25 protein-coding genes are annotated in these 19,847 nt (G+C 56.2%); 9 read left to right on the plus strand and 16 right to left on the minus strand.

Translation table 11 applies throughout. The features are described 5' to 3' along the window. The first annotated feature begins 47 nt into the window (after positions 1-47). On the plus strand, positions 48-293 hold the full coding sequence (locus QRD42_RS12760) for a YceK/YidQ family lipoprotein (RefSeq protein ID WP_412176332.1): 246 nt from the start codon (positions 48-50) through the stop codon (positions 291-293). Here the strand turns inward: QRD42_RS12760 and QRD42_RS12765 are convergent, their stop codons facing one another. From QRD42_RS12765 to QRD42_RS12775, 3 genes are all read right to left on the minus strand, one after another. Then, entirely contained in the window at positions 294-668 is a 375-nt protein-coding gene (locus QRD42_RS12765) for a MysB family protein (RefSeq protein ID WP_072568119.1), read from the minus strand. 90 nt (positions 669-758) lie between these two features. Continuing rightward, positions 759-1,979, minus strand: coding sequence for a multidrug efflux MFS transporter MdtG (mdtG, locus tag QRD42_RS12770; protein ID WP_321987280.1), 1,221 nt, complete (start codon positions 1,977-1,979; stop codon positions 759-761). A 161-nt stretch (positions 1,980-2,140) separates the two neighbouring features. Further along, complete coding sequence (locus QRD42_RS12775) at positions 2,141-3,061, minus strand: Kdo(2)-lipid IV(A) acyltransferase (protein WP_321987281.1); 921 nt, start codon at positions 3,059-3,061, stop codon at positions 2,141-2,143. A gap of 222 nt (positions 3,062-3,283) precedes the next feature. Here QRD42_RS12775 and QRD42_RS12780 point away from each other — a divergent pair, with 222 nt between their 5' ends. Further along, a complete protein-coding gene (locus tag QRD42_RS12780; RefSeq protein ID WP_072568122.1) occupies positions 3,284-4,333 on the plus strand; it encodes a rhodanese-related sulfurtransferase in 1,050 nt (349 codons plus the stop codon). Between the two features lie 45 nt (positions 4,334-4,378). On the opposite strand, the gene QRD42_RS12785 is transcribed toward QRD42_RS12780, so the two are convergent. The 10 genes from QRD42_RS12785 to mdtH form a co-directional block, all read right to left on the minus strand. Next, positions 4,379-4,954: a YceI family protein gene (locus QRD42_RS12785; RefSeq protein ID WP_321987282.1), complete on the minus strand. Its 576-nt coding sequence runs from the start codon at positions 4,952-4,954 to the stop codon at positions 4,379-4,381. 2 nt (positions 4,955-4,956) lie between these two features. After that, the gene (locus QRD42_RS12790; protein ID WP_318374569.1) at positions 4,957-5,523 is read right to left on the minus strand and encodes a cytochrome b; all 567 of its coding nucleotides are present in this window, start codon (positions 5,521-5,523) and stop codon (positions 4,957-4,959) included. A 268-nt stretch (positions 5,524-5,791) separates the two neighbouring features. Next, positions 5,792-5,908: a YceO family protein gene (locus tag QRD42_RS12795; RefSeq protein WP_072568125.1), complete on the minus strand. Its 117-nt coding sequence runs from the start codon at positions 5,906-5,908 to the stop codon at positions 5,792-5,794. 54 nt (positions 5,909-5,962) lie between these two features. Continuing rightward, a complete protein-coding gene (solA, locus tag QRD42_RS12800; protein WP_321987283.1) occupies positions 5,963-7,084 on the minus strand; it encodes an N-methyl-L-tryptophan oxidase in 1,122 nt (373 codons plus the stop codon). 116 nt (positions 7,085-7,200) lie between these two features. Continuing rightward, on the minus strand, positions 7,201-7,455 hold the full coding sequence (gene bssS / locus QRD42_RS12805) for a biofilm formation regulator BssS (protein WP_072568127.1): 255 nt from the start codon (positions 7,453-7,455) through the stop codon (positions 7,201-7,203). Between the two features lie 284 nt (positions 7,456-7,739). After that, positions 7,740-7,985: a DNA damage-inducible protein I gene (gene dinI, locus QRD42_RS12810; RefSeq protein WP_072568129.1), complete on the minus strand. Its 246-nt coding sequence runs from the start codon at positions 7,983-7,985 to the stop codon at positions 7,740-7,742. Between the two features lie 74 nt (positions 7,986-8,059). Further along, positions 8,060-9,106, minus strand: a complete 1,047-nt coding sequence (gene pyrC, locus QRD42_RS12815) for a dihydroorotase (protein ID WP_321987284.1) — start codon at positions 9,104-9,106, stop codon at positions 8,060-8,062. 137 nt (positions 9,107-9,243) lie between these two features. Beyond that, complete coding sequence (locus tag QRD42_RS12820; protein ID WP_072568131.1) at positions 9,244-9,804, minus strand: lipoprotein; 561 nt, start codon at positions 9,802-9,804, stop codon at positions 9,244-9,246. Between the two features lie 126 nt (positions 9,805-9,930). Then, the gene (grxB, locus tag QRD42_RS12825) at positions 9,931-10,578 is read right to left on the minus strand and encodes a glutaredoxin 2 (RefSeq protein ID WP_072568132.1); all 648 of its coding nucleotides are present in this window, start codon (positions 10,576-10,578) and stop codon (positions 9,931-9,933) included. A gap of 64 nt (positions 10,579-10,642) precedes the next feature. Continuing rightward, a complete protein-coding gene (gene mdtH / locus QRD42_RS12830) occupies positions 10,643-11,851 on the minus strand; it encodes a multidrug efflux MFS transporter MdtH (protein WP_321987285.1) in 1,209 nt (402 codons plus the stop codon). A 232-nt stretch (positions 11,852-12,083) separates the two neighbouring features. Between mdtH and rimJ the strand changes: the two genes are divergently transcribed. The 3 genes from rimJ (at position 12,084) to murJ (ending at position 15,318) form a co-directional block, all read left to right on the plus strand. Continuing rightward, entirely contained in the window at positions 12,084-12,668 is a 585-nt protein-coding gene (rimJ, locus tag QRD42_RS12835) for a ribosomal protein S5-alanine N-acetyltransferase (protein ID WP_072568134.1), read from the plus strand. A 76-nt stretch (positions 12,669-12,744) separates the two neighbouring features. Continuing rightward, entirely contained in the window at positions 12,745-13,668 is a 924-nt protein-coding gene (locus QRD42_RS12840; RefSeq protein ID WP_318374564.1) for a Gfo/Idh/MocA family protein, read from the plus strand. Between the two features lie 114 nt (positions 13,669-13,782). Continuing rightward, positions 13,783-15,318, plus strand: coding sequence for a murein biosynthesis integral membrane protein MurJ (gene murJ / locus QRD42_RS12845; RefSeq protein WP_072568136.1), 1,536 nt, complete (start codon positions 13,783-13,785; stop codon positions 15,316-15,318). Positions 15,319-15,378: 60 nt separating this feature from the next. Here the strand turns inward: murJ and flgN are convergent, their stop codons facing one another. The 3 genes from flgN to flgA all read right to left on the minus strand — a co-directional run bounded on the left by flgN (position 15,379) and on the right by flgA (position 16,852). Further along, the gene (flgN, locus tag QRD42_RS12850) at positions 15,379-15,801 is read right to left on the minus strand and encodes a flagella biosynthesis chaperone FlgN (RefSeq protein ID WP_072568137.1); all 423 of its coding nucleotides are present in this window, start codon (positions 15,799-15,801) and stop codon (positions 15,379-15,381) included. Positions 15,802-15,805: 4 nt separating this feature from the next. Next, on the minus strand, positions 15,806-16,099 hold the full coding sequence (gene flgM / locus QRD42_RS12855) for a flagellar biosynthesis anti-sigma factor FlgM (RefSeq protein WP_318364540.1): 294 nt from the start codon (positions 16,097-16,099) through the stop codon (positions 15,806-15,808). Positions 16,100-16,192: 93 nt separating this feature from the next. Then, positions 16,193-16,852: a flagellar basal body P-ring formation chaperone FlgA gene (flgA, locus tag QRD42_RS12860; protein WP_072568139.1), complete on the minus strand. Its 660-nt coding sequence runs from the start codon at positions 16,850-16,852 to the stop codon at positions 16,193-16,195. A gap of 172 nt (positions 16,853-17,024) precedes the next feature. On the opposite strand from flgA, the gene flgB reads away from it, so the two are divergent. From flgB to flgE, 4 genes are read left to right on the plus strand one after another with little or no spacing between them, the layout of a single operon-like run. Then, on the plus strand, positions 17,025-17,441 hold the full coding sequence (flgB, locus tag QRD42_RS12865) for a flagellar basal body rod protein FlgB (protein WP_072568140.1): 417 nt from the start codon (positions 17,025-17,027) through the stop codon (positions 17,439-17,441). A gap of 3 nt (positions 17,442-17,444) precedes the next feature. After that, entirely contained in the window at positions 17,445-17,849 is a 405-nt protein-coding gene (gene flgC / locus QRD42_RS12870; RefSeq protein WP_072568141.1) for a flagellar basal body rod protein FlgC, read from the plus strand. An 11-nt stretch (positions 17,850-17,860) separates the two neighbouring features. Further along, positions 17,861-18,541, plus strand: a complete 681-nt coding sequence (gene flgD / locus QRD42_RS12875; RefSeq protein ID WP_072568142.1) for a flagellar hook assembly protein FlgD — start codon at positions 17,861-17,863, stop codon at positions 18,539-18,541. A gap of 24 nt (positions 18,542-18,565) precedes the next feature. Further along, positions 18,566-19,840, plus strand: a complete 1,275-nt coding sequence (gene flgE, locus QRD42_RS12880) for a flagellar hook protein FlgE (RefSeq protein WP_321987286.1) — start codon at positions 18,566-18,568, stop codon at positions 19,838-19,840. The last annotated feature ends 7 nt before the right edge of the window (positions 19,841-19,847 follow it).

The following is a 19,847-nucleotide window of genomic DNA, read 5'->3' on the forward strand; positions in this document are numbered from 1 at the left end:
CACATTAAGGAAAATACCGGCCAGCAGGCCGGTATTTTTTTGTCTGAATGAATAAGGAGGGAGGCGTGAAAATTTTCGCTGTCGCCATTATGGCGCTGTTGCTGAGCGGTTGCGGCAGCATTATCAGTCGTACCCTGCCGGGGCAGGGTCACGGTAACCAGTACTACCCCGGCGTGCAATGGGACGTTCGCGATTCAGGCTGGCGGTACCTTACGGTGCTCGATCTACCGTTCTCGCTGGTATTCGACACGCTGTTGCTGCCGCTGGATGCGCATCACGGCCCTTATGAATAATCAGCGCTGATCCCACTCGTCGGCTGCCGCGCGGCCTTCCTCGGTGTCCAGCGGCGGCTCAAGCTGATATTCGCCTTCGTCCCACTCATGCAGGGTGTTTTCTTCCAGCCACTCCTGACGGATCTCGATCTCATCGAAATCACGGTCAAACACGCTCTGCGCGGCTTCACCGGTAAGCATCGGCAGACATTCACCGTCATCGCTCTCTTCAGCTAAAAACTCTGCCTGCCACATGATCTCACCATCCTGAAGCACATACTTCTGGATGTTAAACTGCTGTATGTTGGCGTTTTCTTCATCCAGTTCCGGATTCGCCGCCAGAAACTCCTCACGTGCAGCATCAATGGCTTCTTCCAGCGTGGCATACATAGTCATTGTCTTCTCCCTGTAATTGGATGTGATGTTCAGGGAAAGAATAGTTGAAGATCGGAAAGTGCAAGGGCGATCAGGCAAAATTAAGCATCATCACATCGCCGTAGCTTCCCGACGACGCCGCCGCAGGCTCAGCCAGGAGTAGATCACGTTGAACATCACCACCGAGGCGGTGACCAGAAATACTGTGCGGAAGCCATAGCTGGCCGAGACCGCCGCGCCAAGCAGCGGGCCGGTGACGTTACCGATATCGCGGAACGACTGGTTATAGCTGAAGATGCGCCCGGCAATCTGATTGGTTGAGTTATAGACCAGCAGCGTCTGTACGGCTGGCAGCAGTGCGCCGTCCGCCGCGCCAAGCAGAAAACGTAATATGCCCAGCTGAACCGGCGTCTGTACAAAGGACATCGGGATCAGCAGCAAAATCGACACCATCAGCGCGGCGATAAGGATTTTTTCCGGCCCGATGCGATCTCCCAGTTTACCCAGCCGCGGGGCGCTGAGCAGCGCCGCCACGCCGGGCACCGAAGCGATCATGCCGCTGATAAAGGCGATGTTGCTGACGTCCCCCGCCAGATCGCGTACGTACAGCGTCAGGATGGGCGCAATGGAGCCGGTGGCAACCTGGATAATCATGGTGGTGACAAACAGGCTCAGCACCAGTCTGGGGCTTTTCAGCGAACCAATGACTTCCCGTACGTGCAGCATCTCTTTCTTCGCCACCGGCGTGAAGTTTTCGCGGATGCAAAACAGCGTCAGTAAAAAGCAGATGAACAGCACGGCGGCGGTGATGAAAAACACCGGGCGCAAACCGTAGCTATCCGCCAGCAGTCCGCCCGCCAGCGGGCCTAACAGCGCCCCGCTGACGCCGCCGGTTGATAGTGTGCCCAGCGCCCAGCCGCTTTTATTGCGCGGCATTTGCGTGGCGATCAGCGCATTGGCGTTAGGGATAAACCCGCCCAGCAAACCGAGACAGGCGCGCAGCGCCAGCAACTGCCAGATATTCTGCGCCAGACCCATCAGCATCATTACCACCGCCATGCCGAGGGCCGAGCGCAGCAGCATCAGTTTGCGGCCTTTACGATCCGCCAGACCGCCCCACAGCGGGGAAGCGACAGCTGAGAAAAGAAAGGTGATGCTGAACACCAGACCGGACCACATATTGAGCGCGCTGTGGCCGCTGACGCCCAGCTGCTCTATGTAGAGCGGCAGAAAAGGCATCACAAGGCTGAAGGCCGCGCCGGTGAGAAAGCAGCCGATCCAGGCAATGGCAAGATTCCGTTTCCAGTTAAGGGGCGTCGCTGAGGGTGACATAACCGTCCGGTTGCAGGCGTTAACAGGTTTAAATAGTAAGCCTGCTAATCATACGCCTGGGGAGAAGGGGCCGCAAACCGGAGAGCGCTTAAAGCTTAAAGCGGGGGGGGGGAGAGAAGTTGCCGGGTGGCGCTGCCGCTTCCCCGGCTTATAGATGAATGCTAATAACGGGAAGGAACGCCTTCCGGACGGGTCTTGAAGCGACGATGCAGCCACATGTACTGCTCAGGGGCCATCATGATGCATTTTTCGATCACGCCGTTCATCCAGGCGGCGGTGGTTTCGGCGTCATCCAGCGGCGGATCGTTTTGCGGATCCAGCATCACCAGTTCGTAGCCCTTACCGCCGGGTTTACGGCGCGGTACAAAGGGAACGATACTCGCCTGGGACATTCTCGCCAGCATCCAGGTGCCGGATGTGGTCGCGGCCTGATCTACGGCGAAAAAGGGCACGAACACGCTGGCGCGCGGGCCATAGTCGTGATCCGGCGCGTACCACACCACTTCGCCGTTTTTCAGCGCCCGCACCATGCCTTTCAAATCCTTGCGGTCGAGCATGGTTTTATTGGAGCGCAGGCGTCCCCAGGTTTGCAGCAGGTCGATTACCGGGTTGTCATTCGGGCGATAAACACCGATCCCCGGCGTCTGCATACCAAACATACGTGCGCCCAGTTCGAGGGTCAGAAAATGCACCCCGATCAGCAGAATGCCGCGTTTCTGACGTTGCAGTTCATAGACCGGCTCAAAGTTGATGATGTCCGCCCAGCGGGCGATACGTTTGTCCGACCAGAACCAGGCCATGCCGGTTTCAAACAGGCCCATGCCCACCGACTCAAAATTCTTTACCACCATGTCGTGGCGCGCCGCCTGGCTCATTTCCGGGAAGCAAAGCTCCAGATTACGGGTAGCGACATGCACACGACGCTTCATCAGGCGCATCGCCAGATGGCCAAGACCTGTACCCATCCGATAAATCACCGGGTAAGGGAGCTGAACCAGCAGCCACAGCAAACCAATACCAAGCCAGGTTAACCAGTAGCGCGGATGAAGTAAGGCGGTGGAAAATTTGGGTAGATGTGTCATGTCATTCCTGTGATTCGACAAGCCGTGCGTTAATGCCTTCGCACTAAGATAAATTCACCGACGTTTATGGCGGAGAAAACGTTCTTTCCAGAGCCTCGTTGCCTGGTATTTTTTCTGGTGAGTGAAATGTAGCGCAAAATGTATGGATGTAAATTAACAGTATTTGCTATATGATGCTGCCCGTTTTTCACCCATCTCTCGTTATTGCAGGATAAGTACACCATGCCAGTGTTACACAACCGCATTTCGAATGAGGAGCTGAAGGCGCGTATGCTGGCGGAAGCCGAGCCGCGCACCACGGTCTCATTCTATAAGTATTTCACTATCTCCGATCCGAAAGCCACGCGCGATGCCCTCTATCAGGCATTAACGGCGTTAAATGTTTTCGGGCGCATTTATTTAGCACATGAAGGCATCAATGCGCAAATCAGCGTGCCGCAAAGTCAGTTTGATGCGCTGCGTGACTGCCTCTATGCCTTTGATCCGGCGCTGGATGGTCTGCGACTGAACGTCGCGCTGGATGATGACGGAAAATCTTTCTGGGTGCTGCGCATGAAAGTGCGCGACCGTATCGTCGCCGATGGCATTGAAGATGAGACGTTTGATGCCAGCAATGTTGGGGATTATCTGAAGGCGGCGGAAGTAAACGCCATGCTGGACGATCCTGACGCGGTATTTATTGATATGCGCAACCACTACGAATACGAAGTGGGGCATTTTGAAGATGCGCTCGAAATTCCAGCGGACACGTTCCGCGAACAGCTGCCGAAAGCCGTTGAGATGATGCAGGAGCACAAAGACAAGAAAATTGTCATGTACTGCACCGGCGGCATTCGCTGCGAAAAAGCCAGCGCCTGGATGAAGCATAACGGTTTCAACAAAGTCTGGCATATCGAAGGCGGCATTATCGAGTACGCCCGTCGCGCCCGCGAGCAGGGACTGCCGGTGCGCTTTATCGGTAAAAACTTTGTCTTTGATGAACGCATGGGCGAGCGTATTTCCGACGATGTGATCGCTCAGTGTCATCAGTGCGGCGCGCCGTGCGACAGCCATACCAACTGTCTGAATGACGGTTGTCATCTGCTGTTTATTCAGTGTCCGGCCTGTGCCGAGAAGTTCAGCGGCTGTTGCAGTGTGTTGTGTCAGGAGGAGCGGGCGCTGCCGGAAGAAGAACAGCGTCGCCGTCGGGCTGGTCGTGAAAACGGCAATAAAATCTTCAACAAATCCCGTGGTCGTCTGAATACCCAGCTTGGGATCCCCGATCCGGAATAAATTGTTGCCGGGTGACGCAGCTGCGCACCCGGCAATCATTCTGCATTACTTCTTACGCACGCCTTCCACCGAAATAATTAGATCCACATCCTGAGACGCCGGACCGAGATCGGTAGTGATGTTGTAATCTTTCAGCTTGATTTTACCCGCCGCTTCAAAGCCCGCGCGTACGCCGCCCCAGGGATCATCGCCCTGACCGATCAGTTTCGCTTTCAGCGTGACAGGTTTTGTGACGCCGTTCAGCGTAAGATCACCGGTAATATCCAGCGCATCGCCGTCTTTCTTCACTGCGGTTGACGCAAAGGTCGCCTGCGGGAATTTCGCCACGTTCAGGAACTCGCCGCTGCGCAGGTGCTTATCACGCTCGGCATGGTTAGTGTCCACGCTGTTGGTATTGATGGTGACGTTCACTTTATCCGCCGCCGGGTTTTTCTCATCGAAGGTGAAAGTGCCGTCAAAGTCTTTAAACGTACCGTACAGCCAGCTGTAGCCCAGGTGCTGAATACGGAAGTTAACGAAGGCGTGCTGGCCCTCTTTATCAATTTTATAATCTGCTGCTACGGCGGAGCCGGTAGTGAACAGCAGGGCGCTCAGGGCGAGGGCGGTAATACTTTTCTTCATCGTCATACTCCGGAGTCAGGGGATGATTTACCCAGCATGCGCTTGAGGGTGTCATCTTTATCAATGAAATGGTGCTTGAGAGCGGCAAGCGCATGCAGCGCGGAGAAGATCACCACGCCCCAGGCCAGCCATAGATGGATTTCACCTGCCAGATCCGCCTGAACCCCGGCGTCGGCAAAGGTGGCGGGGATCTCGAACCAGCCGAAAACGCTGATGGGTTTTCCGTCGGCGGTGGAGATCAGGTAACCACTGAAAACAATGGCGAACAGCAGAGTATAGAGTGCGACATGTCCGGCGACGGCGGCCAGACGGGTGGTGCGCGACCAGGATTTCAGCGCCGCAGGCGGCGGCGAGATCCAGCGCCAGAGCAGACGCACCACCAGCCCCATCATCAGCAGAATGCCGATGCTTTTGTGCAGTTCAGGTGCCTGGTGATACCAACCGTCATAATAGCTGAGCGTCACCATCCATAATCCCAGGGCAAACATGCCATACACCACCAGCGCCATCACCCAGTGGAGTGTCATCGACAGCACGCCGTAACGGCGGGGAGAATTACGCCATTGCATATAAATGTCCGTTTTAAATAACAAGGTGAAAGTAAAATGGCGCGGCGAAAATAATATTGCAACTTATAAATAACAAAAATAAACAATATTTTTACTTGTTCATTTTTATTGATGTATTGATGGCTTTGGCATTCAATGATTTCGTTATAAATTGCGGTCCGGAGTGGTGGCAGGCGCTACAACAGGGGGTTATAAGTTATAACCCTCATTCAAAAATACTGGCCAGAAAAGTGCAGATCTTCAGGAAATGTCAATTTTTGTCAGGGGATTAATCAATATAAAAGAGGTAGATAATATCCAGTATGCCCAGCACCAGCCAGAAAATGAGATAGAGCATAAAATGCTCGCGGATATTATTCATAAAAAATTCAAATATACGACGCATCGCGTTACCGGGGATCAGATAATGAAAACAGGCCCGACGGGCGGGCCTGCGGTATCAGGATTTATCGAAACGGCTAAGGGCGAAAGGCGTCAGATCAAAAGATGGCGTCTGCCCGGCGGCAAAACGGGCGGCAATTTCACCCAGCACCGGCGCGAACTTGAAGCCATGCCCGCTCAGTCCGCTGACCAGCAGCGTGTTGTCATGGCCCGGCAGGGTGTCGATGATAAAGTCCTCGTCCGGGGAATTATCATAGGTGCAGGCCGCGCCGTGCAGACAGCAGCCAATGCCCGGCAGGAACTGACGCAGGAAAGGAAAGGCTTCCGAACCATCGGTAGCCACGCTGCCAAAGGGCGTGCGCTCCTCTTCTGAAGCGATAATCTGTCCGCCGTTATGCCTGCCGATCTTCAGCGCGTCATCCTCAGCCGGAAAACCGTAGAACTGATCGCCGGAGGGCATCTCGCCGGTAAAGGCCGGGAAGTTGTTTTTGGCGCTGTAACGGCCATCGGCCTGATACCAGGCGAAAATCTTGCGTACCGGCTGCACCGGCAGGGAGGGGAGCAGCCGCGTGACCCAGGTGCCGGCGCTCACCAGCAGCTTCGCGCCGCTGTACTGACCGTCGGCGGTGTCAATGGTGACGCCGTCATCATGATGATGGATAGCGGTAACCGGGCAGTTAAACAGCTGGGCGCAGCCCGCTTCACGGGCGAGGCGGATCCAGGTTTTCACCGCCAGTTCGCTGCGCAGAAAGCCGGACTGTGACTCAAACAGACCGATATACCCTTCAGGGACGCGGATCTCCGGCCAGCGCGCCATCAGCGCTGCCGCATCGAGGCGTTCGACGTCAAGATTAAATTCACGGGCGCTTTGCGCCACGTTTGCGAGGAAAGCGGAATCCGCAGGACCCAGGTTGATGACGCCGGTGCGTTCAAAGACCGCTTCACCGCTGTCAGCGGCAAGCTCATCCCACAGGCTCTGGGCGCGCAGCACCAGCGGAACATATTTCTCGCCTTCACCATAGGCGTGGCGGATAAGGCGGGTGTCACCATGATGGCTGCCGTGCTGATGAGGCGGCAGCCAGGCGTCGGTCATCAGGACATTCAGCCCGGCGCGTGTGGCATAGTAGCCTGCCGCAGCCCCTACAGAGCCGCTGCCGACGATAATCAGGTCATATTTCATTACGCTCTCCTGGCAAATTCTTCAGGCAGGAGAGTAATTAACCTGTATGGGATATACAAGCCAGAAATAAATCAGGCACCCGAATGGGTGCCTGGAGGACAGAAGATACTCACGATCTAGTGTCTGCGATACTCATCTGCCTGATAGTCACCGGATTCGATCTTGGCGATCCCTGCTTCCAGAATCGAAATAAACTGACGGGCAACTTCAGTGGTGAGCCACAGCGTCTGGCCGACCTCAGTGTCATCACGGTCGGGCTGGCTTGGGGTCTGATAGTGCAAACGCAGCATCATGGCATCGTAACTGTCTACGGTGCTGATGTCCCACCCTACGAGCGGATGAGTTTGAATGACTTCATTATTTTTAACCATTTCAACCCCCATTTGCGTACGTGAATACAACGATTATTGAGGTTCAATGCGTGTTTTTCTGAAGCAGCTTAAGTATATCAATAATTAACGTGAATGCGTTAATTATTAGAACTATCGGCAATTCCGTCTTTTTATTTAAATTTTTTTGAAAGAAACGGGCAGGAGATACGGGCTGTTTTTCACCATCCTCTGATTTCAATAAGGAAATGGCGGAAAAAAATGCAAAAAAGCCGGGGCGACCCGGCAAGAAGAACAATGAGGGTACTGCTTAGTGAGGTTGTAGTTTAATCCTGTCTGAACCAGTCATCGGCGCTTTCCCAGGTTTCCTGGAGAATTTCGCTGACGCGGTCTTTATCTTCTTTCGCTGCGCCGAACACCGTCAGGCTGTTGGCGGCGGCGAAACGTACTGAAACTTTGCCTTCGCTGTGCGGATAGTCGTCACAGACGCGGCGGGAGAGTTCCTGAGCCAGCGCATCAATAGCGCCCGGCGGTAAGGCGGTGGTTCTGGCGATAGTCACTTCGATACGCATAGTAGCCCCCTGTATAATGTACTGGTTATTTATACAGTCATTACCCTGCATTTACAACAGGGGGCAGCGAATTTTTAACGCTTCACGCGCCAGCGCACGGTTTCTCCGGCGAGGAAGGGCACCAGGGTGTCATCGGTAAGGGCAATGCTTTCCGGCACCTGCTCCTCCTGACGCTCCAGCTCCACGAAACTCTCATTGACCGGCAGGCCGTAAAAACGCGGACCATTCAGCGAGCAGAAGGCTTCGAAGTGCGCAAGCGCCCCCATCTCCTCAAACACCGTGGCATAGCTTGCCAGCGCCGTCGGCGCGTTAAAGCAGCCTGCACAACCACAGCTTGCTTCTTTACGATGACGGGCATGGGGGGCCGAGTCGGTGCCAAGGAAAGCGCGCGTAAAACCGCTGGCGACCAGTTCACGCAACGCCTGCTGGTGGATATTACGCTTTAGGATCGGCAGGCAGTACAGGTGCGGGCGCACGCCGCCCACCAGCATATGGTTGCGGTTAAACATCAAGTGCTGTGGGGTAATGGTGGCGGCCAGCAGCTCATTGCCGTCGCGCACATAGTCGGCGGCATCTTTGGTGGTGATGTGTTCAAACACCACTTTCAGACCGGGCAGACGCTGACGCAGCGGCTCCATCACGGTGTCGATAAAGCGCGCTTCCCGGTCAAAAATATCAATGTCCGCGTGCGTGACTTCACCGTGCACCAGCAGCGGCATGCCCAGTTTTTCCATACGCGTCAACACCGGCATAATGGCGTCAATGCTGGTCACGCCGTGGCTGGAGTTGGTGGTGGCGTTAGCCGGGTAAAGCTTGGCGGCGGTAAACACCTTTTCGTTAAAGCCGCGCTCGATTTCGTCCGGATCCAGCGTATCGGTCAGATAGCAGGTCATTAATGGCGTGAAGTTATGTCCGGCGGGGACAGCGTCCAGAATGCGCTGACGATAGGCGATGGCGGCATCAACGGTAGTGATGGGCGGCACCAGGTTCGGCATGATGATCGCCCGGCCATACAGCTCACTGGTGTAGGGCACGACCGTTTTCAGCATATCGCCGTCACGAAGATGAATGTGCCAGTCGTCTGGGCGGCGGATTTTCAAAACCTGGGGTTGTGCTGTCATGAGTGCGCTCCGGCTTGCGTGGTAATCAGTCAGTGATGGCTGGTTTTATGCCGGGCACAAAGGATAGGCGTAAACGTTTTCGTTTGCATCCCTTTTCCGCACAGGACGCATAAAAAAGGGCGCCTGGCGCCCCTGGGTTAGTCAGTAAAAGGGATGACGATTTCGCCGGGTTTGACTTCAAGCCCTTTCGCAAACTTCTTCGCCAGCGCTTCCCCCTGGCTGCTGTCTTCCCTCAGCACATAGGCGGGTTGCTGGTTAAAGTAGTTACGCAGCGACTGATTAAGATAGGGCATTAACGTCTGAATGACGCTCTGCATTTTCTGCGGCGTGACGGTGGCATCCACCACTTCCATCTCCTGCAGGTAGATTTCGCCTTTCTCTTTATTGAAAACCGGCAGCGCTTTCAGCTTCAGCGCAATGGTGGCCTTCTGGCTGCCGAAAAGGGAATTCATATCCAGATTCGCATCGCCGGTAAGGGTGACTTTATTGGGCTCTTCGCGGCCAATCGCGCTGCTCAGATTACGCAGCACAATGTGCGCGTCCGCCACGCCCGGCACGCCAATATCGCGGGAGAAATCGTTACGTTTTTGCAGCGCCTGATTAATTTCCTGCTCACTTACGGTGTACTGGGTTAACGGATTACACCCGGCGAGTAAACCACTCACAATCAGCGTGGCGGCTAAGACTATCTTCTTCATCGGTTTCCTCAACATGACACCTTTATGCCAATCGTGACATAAAGGAGCATCCCGCACCAGTGCGGCACATGCCAGCAGAAAACACCGAAAAGCATGACGGGCGCTTTCGCACCCGTCCCGTTACACTCAGATTGCCATGGATGAGAGCAGATTAATCTGCGTCTGTTTGGCCATATTGTCGCGGTAATCCGCCACGCGGGTCGGCCAGGTGATGCCTGACACCAGCGTCAGGTTACGCAGCAGCGGGAAGAGATGAATGTCATCTTCAGAGAGTTCGCCATTAACGGCGTTAGGCTTGACGATGAGCTTATCCAGCGCCCGCAGGTCGTCGCTGATGTTCTTAACCAGCCCGGCGGAGTGGGCGAGGTGCTCCGCAAAATCGCCGATAGCCGCCTCCTTTTTCGCCACAAAATACGCGCGCGCTTCCGGCGTGGCGAACTCATCAAAGGGGGATTTGGCAAAGCGCGGGATCAGCAGGCGATTCACATAGCCATTCACCTTGCGCAGCCAGTCGGCAATGGCCGGATTCTGCGCGCCGGTGAGCAGCGGCTGATGGTCAAGCTGATCAACATAGTGGACGATATCCATGCTTTCCGGCAGATAGCGGCTGTCGTCCTTTTGCAGGATCGGCGCCATCTTCTGACCAATCATACGCACCGGCGTGGCTTCGTCATCGTTGAGTAACACGTTCAGTTCGACGGGGAGATTCTTCAGGCCGAAAATCATGCGGGCTTTAAGACAGAACGGACAGTGATCGTAGATATAGAGCTTCACGTTTCTCCTCCAGATGATTGTGGTTCTCACTTTCAGTATGGAAGAGAAAAATGCGGCTTTCAAATCAGATGCCTGGCTCCGGCACCTCTGTGCGGGCGCTTTTCTGGCTGAACTGCCACCACAAGGCAACAAAGGTGGCAAGACCGATTAGCCCCAGCATCAGCCAGGGCAGCTCCGGTTGCGCCGACAGTTTTCCGGCGTCAAACAGCCAGCCGCCGCCCGCGTAGCCCAGCGCGCCGCCAAAAGCCAGCCCCAGTCGACTAAAGCCCATATAGCTGCCCCGCGCACGGGCGTCAGCCAGATCCGCCCCCAGGGTTTCCCGCGCCGGTTCGGCGATAATAGCGCCGAGATAAAACAGACAAATCAGTATAAACAGCTGTTGCAGCGAGCCGACCAGACCTACCGGCAACAGGCTGAGCGACATCAGCAGCAGCCCGGCCATCAGGCGATGCTCAAGGCGAAAACGCTTCTCGCTCCAGCGGGCGATGGGATAGAGCAGGGTCAGCGACAGGCAGGCTTCAATGGCGTACATCCATTTCACCGCGGCAGGGGATCCGGCGATATCGTTGACCATAATCGGCAGCATCAGCATCACCTGTACCGCCAGCATGTAATAACCGGTCAGGGTCAGCACGTAGGTCACAAAGCGTTTATCGCGCAGCACCCGCTGTAGCCCTTCGCGCACCGGCGTCTTCACTGTCGACAGCTTCCACGCCGGTAACAGCCAGGCGTTAAAGCCCGCACAGAGGATAAACAGCACCGCGCCGGTGGCGCACACCAGGCGGAAATCGTACTGCAACAGCCAGCTTCCCAGCAGCGCGCCGATCACCGCCCCGGCGCTGTCCTGCATCATCAGCAGCGAGAAAAAGCGGCCGCGCTGCCGGGGACGTACCAGTTTGACCACCAGCGCCGAGCGCGGCGGATCGAACAGCGTTCCGCCAAGCCCGGAAAGAATACAGGAAAACCACAGCAGCCAGGGCTCATGCGCCACCGCCATGGCGGCAAATCCGGCGGCGCGCAGCAGCATACCGGTGACGATCATCGGCTTGGCGCCAAAGCGATCCGCCACCGCGCCGCCGAAAATCCCCAGCCCCTGCTGGACAAACTGACGCAGGCCGAGGGCAATACCCACCATCAGCGCCGCCCAGCCAAGCTGATCGACAAAACGAATAGAGATAAGCGGGAAGACGACAAAGAAGCCCAGCACCACCAGCATATTGTCGATCAGCAGGAAATATTTACCCAGGCTCCGTGCCTGCGATACGCGGGACATCTCCCCTCCGGGGAACAAAAAATCACCCGCTTATTCTGCGGGGTGGCGCAGCATTTTCCCACCCGCCGCAGCGACAATATTTTTTCATCAAACCACCGCTTTGATTGATGACCTTCATCGAAACTCCATTCCGGCGCAGAAAATGGTATGTTGCTGTTTTCACAGACCGGCATTGCGCAGGTATAGTTAAGGAAAAGGGGTAACAAGACGTGAGCGGAAGGAGTGGTTATTGATGTTTGGCTATCGCAGTAACGTACCTAAAGCACGCCTGACCACCGATCGCCTGGTAGTGCGTCTGGTGCATGAGCGTGATGCCTGGCGGCTGGCCGATTATTACGCAGAAAATCGCCAGTTTCTGAAACCCTGGGAGCCGATCCGCGATGACAGCCATTGTTATCCTTCCGGCTGGCAGGCCCGCCTCGGCATGATCAACGAATTCCATAAACAGGGCAGCGCTTTTTACTTTGCGCTGCTCGATCCCGAAGAAAAAGAGATCATCGGCGTGGCGAACTTTTCCAACGTCGTACGCGGATCCTTTCACGCCTGCTACCTCGGCTACTCTATTGGTCAGAAATGGCAGGGGCAGGGGTTAATGTTTGAAGCCTTAAGCGCGGCGATCCGCTATATGCAGCGCACGCAGCATATGCACCGCATCATGGCCAATTATATGCCGCACAATAAACGCAGCGGCGATTTGCTGGCGCGTCTCGGTTTTGAAAAGGAAGGCTACGCCAAAGCCTATCTGCTGATCGACGGCCAGTGGCGCGATCACGTGCTGACGGCGTTAACGGCCACCGACTGGACCGCAGGGCGTTGACGACTATGCATCATCTGCTGAACAACGAGGCCGCTTTAGCCTCCGTATCCATTACTCACACAGACGGGAGAGTGAAGTGAGCCGATTACGAATTGGTGTGGTAGGGCTTGGCGGCATCGCGCAAAAAGCCTGGCTGCCGGTGCTGGCGGCGGCAACGGACTGGACGCTACAGGCGGCCTGGTCGCCGACGCGGGAAAAAGCGCTGCCGGTATGTGAAAGCTGGCGTCTGCCCTATGCCGACTCGCTGGCGCATCTTGCCAGCCAGTGCGATGCGGTCTTTGTGCATACCTCGACTGCTTCACATTATGCAGTGGTCAGCGAGCTGTTAAATGCCGGGGTGCACGTCTGCGTCGATAAGCCGCTGGCGGATAATCTGGCGGATGCCGAGCGGCTGGTGGAGCTGGCGGCGCGCAAAAAGCTGACGCTGATGGTTGGCTTTAACCGCCGCTTTGCGCCCCTGTACCGCGATCTGAAAACCCGGCTGGAAAAAGGGGCGTCGCTGCGCATGGATAAGCATCGCAGCGACAGCGTCGGCCCGCACGATCTGCGCTTTACGCTGCTTGATGACTATCTGCATGTGGTGGACACCGCCCTCTGGCTGGCAGGCGGCATGGCTCAATTGCAGGGCGGCGTGCTGCACACCAATGACGAAGGGCAGATGTGCTACGCCGAACATCACTTTAGCCGCGATCAGTTGCAGATCACCACCAGCATGCATCGCCGCGCCGGCAGCCAGCGCGAGTGGGTACAGGCGGTGACCGACGGCGGCCTGTATGACATTACCGATATGCGCGACTGGCGGGAGGAGCGCGGGCAGGGGGTGATCCTTCGTCCAGTGCCCGGCTGGCAGAGCACGCTTGAGCAGCGCGGATTTGTAGGTTGCGCCCGTCATTTCATCGAATGCGTGCAAAATCAGACGGTTCCCGAAACCGCCGGTGAACAGGCCGTGCTGGCGCAGCGCGTGATTGAAAAGCTCTGGCGCGAGGCGATGACGGAGTAACCGCCCGTAACATAAGCCGGTAGTATTTCACCGCAATCCAGGTAGACTACCCGCCATACCCCCCGACGCCTGCTCTGCAGGCGTTTTGCCGTCAGGTTGTGGACGAACAACGTAATGAATTTATTAAAATCGCTGGCCGCAGTCAGCTCGATGACCATGTTTTCCCGTGTACTGGGATTTGCGCGGGACGCCATTGTGGCGCGTGTTTTTGGGGCCGGGATGGCCACCGATGCCTTTTTTGTGGCGTTCAAATTACCTAACCTGCTGCGGCGTATTTTCGCCGAAGGCGCGTTCTCGCAGGCCTTTGTGCCGATCCTCGCGGAATACAAAAGCAAGCAGGGCGACGACGCCACCCGCGTGTTTGTCTCCTATGTGTCCGGTCTGCTGACGCTGGCGCTGGCGGTGGTGACCGTGCTGGGGATGCTGGCCGCGCCCTGGGTGATCATGGTGACGGCGCCTGGCTTTGCCGATACCGCCGACAAATTCGCCCTGACATCAAAACTGCTGACTATTACCTTTCCGTATATCCTGCTGATCTCGCTGGCCTCGCTGGCGGGGGCGATCCTCAATACCTGGAACCGTTTTTCGGTACCGGCGTTCGCGCCCACCTTTTTAAACGTCAGCATGATTGGCTTCGCGCTCTTTGCCGCGCCTTACTTTAACCCGCCGGTGCTGGCGCTGGCGTGGGCCGTCACCGTGGGCGGCGTGCTGCAACTGGTCTATCAGCTGCCGCACCTGAAAAAAATCGGCATGCTGGTGCTGCCGCGCATTAATCTGCGCGACGCCGGGGCGATGCGGGTGGTGAAACAGATGGGCCCGGCTATTCTGGGCGTGTCGGTAAGCCAGATTTCGCTGATCATCAACACCATTTTCGCCTCCTTTCTGGTTTCCGGTTCCGTCTCCTGGATGTACTACGCTGACCGCCTGATGGAGTTTCCCTCCGGCGTGCTGGGCGTGGCGCTGGGCACCATTCTGCTGCCGTCGCTGTCGAGAAGTTTTGCCAGCGGCAATCAGGACGAATATTGCCGCCTGATGGACTGGGGGCTGCGTCTGTGTTTCCTGCTGGCGCTGCCGAGCGCGGTGGCGCTGGGTATTCTGGCGAAACCGCTCACCGTGTCGTTATTTCAGTACGGTAAATTTAACGCCTTCGATGCGCTGATGACCCAGCGTGCGCTGGTGGCCTATTCGGTGGGGCTGATCGGGCTTATCGTGGTGAAAGTGCTGGCGCCGGGCTTCTACTCCCGCCAGGACATCAAAACGCCGGTGAAAATCGCTATCGTCACGCTGATCATGACCCAGGTGATGAACCTGATATTCATCGGCCCGCTGAAGCACGCCGGGCTGTCGCTGTCGATTGGTCTGGGTGCCTGTCTGAATGCTTCCCTGCTGTACTGGCAGCTGCGTAAGCAGAACATCTTTACGCCGCAGCCGGGCTGGGCGCGCTTTCTGCTGCGTCTGATTGTTGCGGTTGCGGTGATGTCCGCCGCGCTGGTGGGCATGATGATGGTGATGCCGGAGTGGTCGCAGGGCACCATGGCCTGGCGTCTGCTGCGCCTGATGGCGGTGGTGGTAGTGGGCGTGATCGCCTATTTCGCCACCCTGGCGGCGCTGGGATTCAAAGTGAAAGAGTTTGCGCGTAAGACGGTATAAAAACAGCAACAGAGAGTCAAATGACTCCCTGTCTGTAACTGGTAACGCGTACGGTCACGATCAGATGGAGATTTTCTTGCCGCCGCGCGTGGTCGAGGACGTCTGTCCGTTGGCCCCGTATAACCCTGGCTCCTGATGCGGTTTCAGCACCTCAAGCGCTTGCTGGTTACGGATAATCTGGCCTTCAAGCAACCAGCCGTTGTGCTGGTTAAGATCGCGTAAATGCTGTGTCTTGGCGGTAATGGACTGCCAGCGTTCTGCAACATCATCATTGGAAGCGCGTCTGGCGTTCTGCTCCGCGCGTCTCTGTTGCTCCAGATAGTCCAGCGTAGCGAGCAACGAGCTCTTTTCTTCCGTAATGCGCTGCAGGGCGCTGCCATTGAAGTGGCCTGCGGAAAGTTGCTGTTGCTCAGCATCCATCACGACTTTCAGATCGTTCAGGATAACTGTCATCTTATCCAGTATTTCTGACAGTTGATTCATACGCTTATTTACTCTGTAAGAAACTCTGTGCTTCCTGAATCAGCGCATCGGCGATTTTGCCGGTGTCCATTTTCAGTTCGCCGTTGCGGATCGCGGCCTTCAGGCTTTCTACGCGCTCAACATTAATATCGTCGTCACCGGACTGGACCAGACGGGACTGGGCATTGCTGATGGTAACGTTAGTGCTGTTAGCAGTAACCGGTTTTTCCAGGCGCGTTTTGGCTGCCTGAGTTTCGTTGCTTTCGCGCTGTTGAACAGTGTTGACCGGCTTCAGGGGCGATGTACGTTCAATGCTCATAGTGTGGTCCTCATCGAGGTTTTGCGGCGCAGACGCCTGCCATTCATCATATGTTGATTATTTATCGGCAGATGCCGCAAATTCTTTAAAGAATTATAGATTAATAAGAATATTCCCATCAGGACCGACCATCCCGCTCACCACCTGGCCTGACGCCATGCGAACCCGGGCGTTTTGCGCCACGGCAGCGTTATTCATCGCCTGGCCTTCGCCGTTAACGCTAAAGCCGTCGCCCTGTGCGATAACCTGCACTTTCTGACCGGCTTTGATACGCCAGGCCTGGCGCAGCATCGACAGCTGGATCGCCTGACCGGGGGCGACGTCGCGTAAACTTACCGCATCCTGCGCCTGATTGATATCCAGCATGGTACGCGGCGGCAGCTGATCGAGACGACCACGGGTGAGGGTGACGCTCCCCGGTTGCAGCGTACTGCCACGGGTTATCGGCTGCGCGGCGACGACATAATTGCCTGTCGCCTGCACCTGCACCTGAACGTAACGTTTTTCATTGGCGCACTGCGCCAGCACGTTCACATTCCCCCAGAGTTTAGCACTTCCCGCCACGCTGAGCGCTGGTTGTTCGCAGGCGGGCAGCAGATTTGGCGCGCTGCGGACCTTTACCACCACCTCATCGCTGAAGCCTGCCAGCCGCTGGGCAAAAAACGCCGTCAGCTGCGCATTGAGATCCGCCGCCAGCAGCGACGCGCTAAAAAACAGTAAGGTCGCGGCTAAACCGCCTTTCAGGGTGTTCATCGCAGACTCCTGCCTGTTTAAAGAATGCCGAGATTCTACCCGCACAATAAATCTATCAACGCAATAAATAGCGACGCATTTTGCGCTTATTCAGACGATGACGCATGGACAACGCCATTTAAGCTGTCACCTGTCAATTTATCATCAGCGTAATGTCATCAGCGGGGGAGACATGCTCGATAAACTCGATGCCGCGCTACGTTTTCAGCAGGAAGCGTTAAATCTGCGCGCGCAGCGCCAGGAAGTGCTGGCGGCCAATATTGCCAACGCCGATACCCCGGGGTATCAGGCGCGCGATATGGATTTCAGCAGTGAACTCAAAAAGGTGATGGAGCGCGGTCGTGCTGAAAATAGCGGTGTAGCCTTGCAGCTGACCTCTGCCCGTCATATTCCGGCTCAGGCAATGACCGCGCCGTCTGCCGATCTGCTGTACCGCATTCCGGACCAGCCTTCGATGGATGGTAATACCGTCGATATGGATCGCGAACGTACACAATTCGCCGATAACACCCTGAAATACCAGACCGGTCTGACCGTACTGGGTGGGCAGATCAAAGGCATGATGAGCGTATTGCAGGGGGGGAATTAACAGATGGCATTACTGAACATTTTTGATATTGCCGGTTCCGCGATGACCGCCCAGTCCAAGCGTCTGAACGTGGCGGCCAGTAACCTGGCCAACGCCGACAGCGTCACCGGACCGGATGGCCAGCCTTATCGCGCAAAACAGGTGGTATTTCAGGTAGACGCTGCGCCAGGCGCGGCGACCGGTGGGGTGAAGGTCTCTGAAGTGATCGAAAGTCAGGCCCCGGACAAACTGGTGTACGAACCGGGTAACCCGCTTGCCGATGCAAAAGGGTATGTGCGTATGCCGAACGTCGATGTGGTGGGCGAAATGGTCAACTCCATGTCCGCCTCCCGCAGCTACCAGGCAAACGTCGAAGTGCTTAACACCGTCAAGAGCCTGATGCTCAAGACCCTGACCCTCGGCCAGTAAAGGAACAAGGCATGTCTATTTCCGTTAACGTTAATGACACTACCGCCGCCGCCGGTACTTCCGCCGCCACGGGCAACAGCTCGCTGACCGGCAGTAAAGCAGAAGATTTACAGGGCAGCTTTTTAACGCTCTTGGTCGCACAGCTGAAAAACCAGGATCCGACCAATCCGATGCAGAACAACGAACTGACCACACAGCTGGCGCAAATCAGCACCGTGAGCGGCATCGAAAAGCTGAACACCACGCTTGGCTCTATCTCCGGTCAGCTCAATAACAACGCCTCGTTGCAGGCCAGCACGCTGATTGGGCATGGCGTGATGATCCCTGGCACTACGATACTGGCGGGTAAAGAGACCACTACGCCGTTTGGCGTTGAGCTCCAGCAGGCCGCCGATAAAGTCACCGCCACCATTACCGATAAAGCCGGTGTGGTGGTGCGCACCATCGATATAGGCGCGCTGAAAGCTGGCGTCCACAGCTTCAACTGGGACGGCACCCTGGCGGACGGCACGGCAGCGCCGGACGGTTCTTATAACGTGGCGATTAACGCCAGCAACGGCACCACTCAGCTGGTTGCCCAACCGCTACAGTTTGCGCTGGTGCAGGGTGTTACCCGCGGCAGCAACGGCAACTTGTTAGATTTGGGTACCTACGGTACCACCACCCTCGACGAAGTACGGCAGATTATCTAAGCCTTCATTTATCAGGAGTAAGTCATGGCCTTTTCACAAGCGGTCAGCGGCCTGAATGCTGCGGCCACCAACCTCGATGTCATCGGTAACAACATCGCCAACTCCGCCACTTACGGCTTTAAATCTGGCAGTGCGTCCTTCGCTGACATGTTTGCTGGTTCTAAAGTCGGTCTGGGCGTAAAAGTTGCGGGTATCACCCAGGACTTTAACGACGGCACCACCACCAATACCGGTCGTGGCCTGGACGTGGCAATCAGCCAGAACGGTTTCTTCCGTCTGGTCGACAACAACGGTTCTGTTTATTACAGCCGTAACGGTCAGTTCAAACTGGATTCCGACCGTAACATCGTTAACATGCAGGGTCTGCAACTGACCGGCTATCCGGCAACAGGTACGCCGCCGACCATCCAGCAGGGCGCGAACCCGACCGCCATCTCCGTGCCAAACACGCTGATGTCGGCGAAAACCACCACCACTGCGGCGATGCAGATCAACCTGAACTCGTCTGACAAACTGCCGACCATTGCCACCTTTGATCCGACCAACGCGGACTCTTACAACAAGAAAGGGTCGGTGACGGTATATGATACCCAGGGTAACGCCCATGACATGAACGTTTACTATGTCAAAACGGCAAACAACCAGTGGGATGTGTGGACCCAGGATTCCAGCGTCACAGGCGCAACGCCGGTGAAATCTGCCCAGATGGCCTTTGACACCAATGGTAATCTGGACGAAGTGCGTAACTACACGCTGAACACCACCACCACCCCTGCAAGCTGGGATCTGGCCGCTACGCCGAATGCACAGCCGCAGGTCAATATCGTCACGGGCGCACTGAACGGCGCGATCCCGGCGAGCTTCTCGCTGAGCTGGCTTGGCTCCATGCAGCAGAACACCGGTTCTAACAACATCGTGGCGACCAGCCAGAACGGTTACAAGCCGGGCGACCTGGTGAGCTACCAGATCAACGATGATGGCACCGTGGTGGGTAACTACTCCAACGAACAGACCCAGCTGTTAGGTCAGATCGTGCTGGCGAACTTCGCCAACAACGAAGGTCTGCAATCCGAAGGCGATAACGTCTGGTCCGCCACCGGCGCATCTGGTGTGGCGCTGCTGGGTACCGCGGGTACCGGTAACTTCGGTTCGCTGACCAACGGCGCGCTGGAGTCGTCGAACGTTGATCTGAGTAAAGAGCTGGTGAACATGATCGTCGCGCAGCGTAACTACCAGTCGAACGCGCAGACCATCAAAACTCAGGATCAGATCCTCAACACGCTGGTTAACCTGCGCTAATCGTCTG

It is taken from the genome of Enterobacter sp. PGRG2 (assembly GCF_030291195.1).
In the GTDB taxonomy this organism is placed as follows: Bacteria; Pseudomonadota; Gammaproteobacteria; order Enterobacterales; family Enterobacteriaceae; genus Enterobacter_D.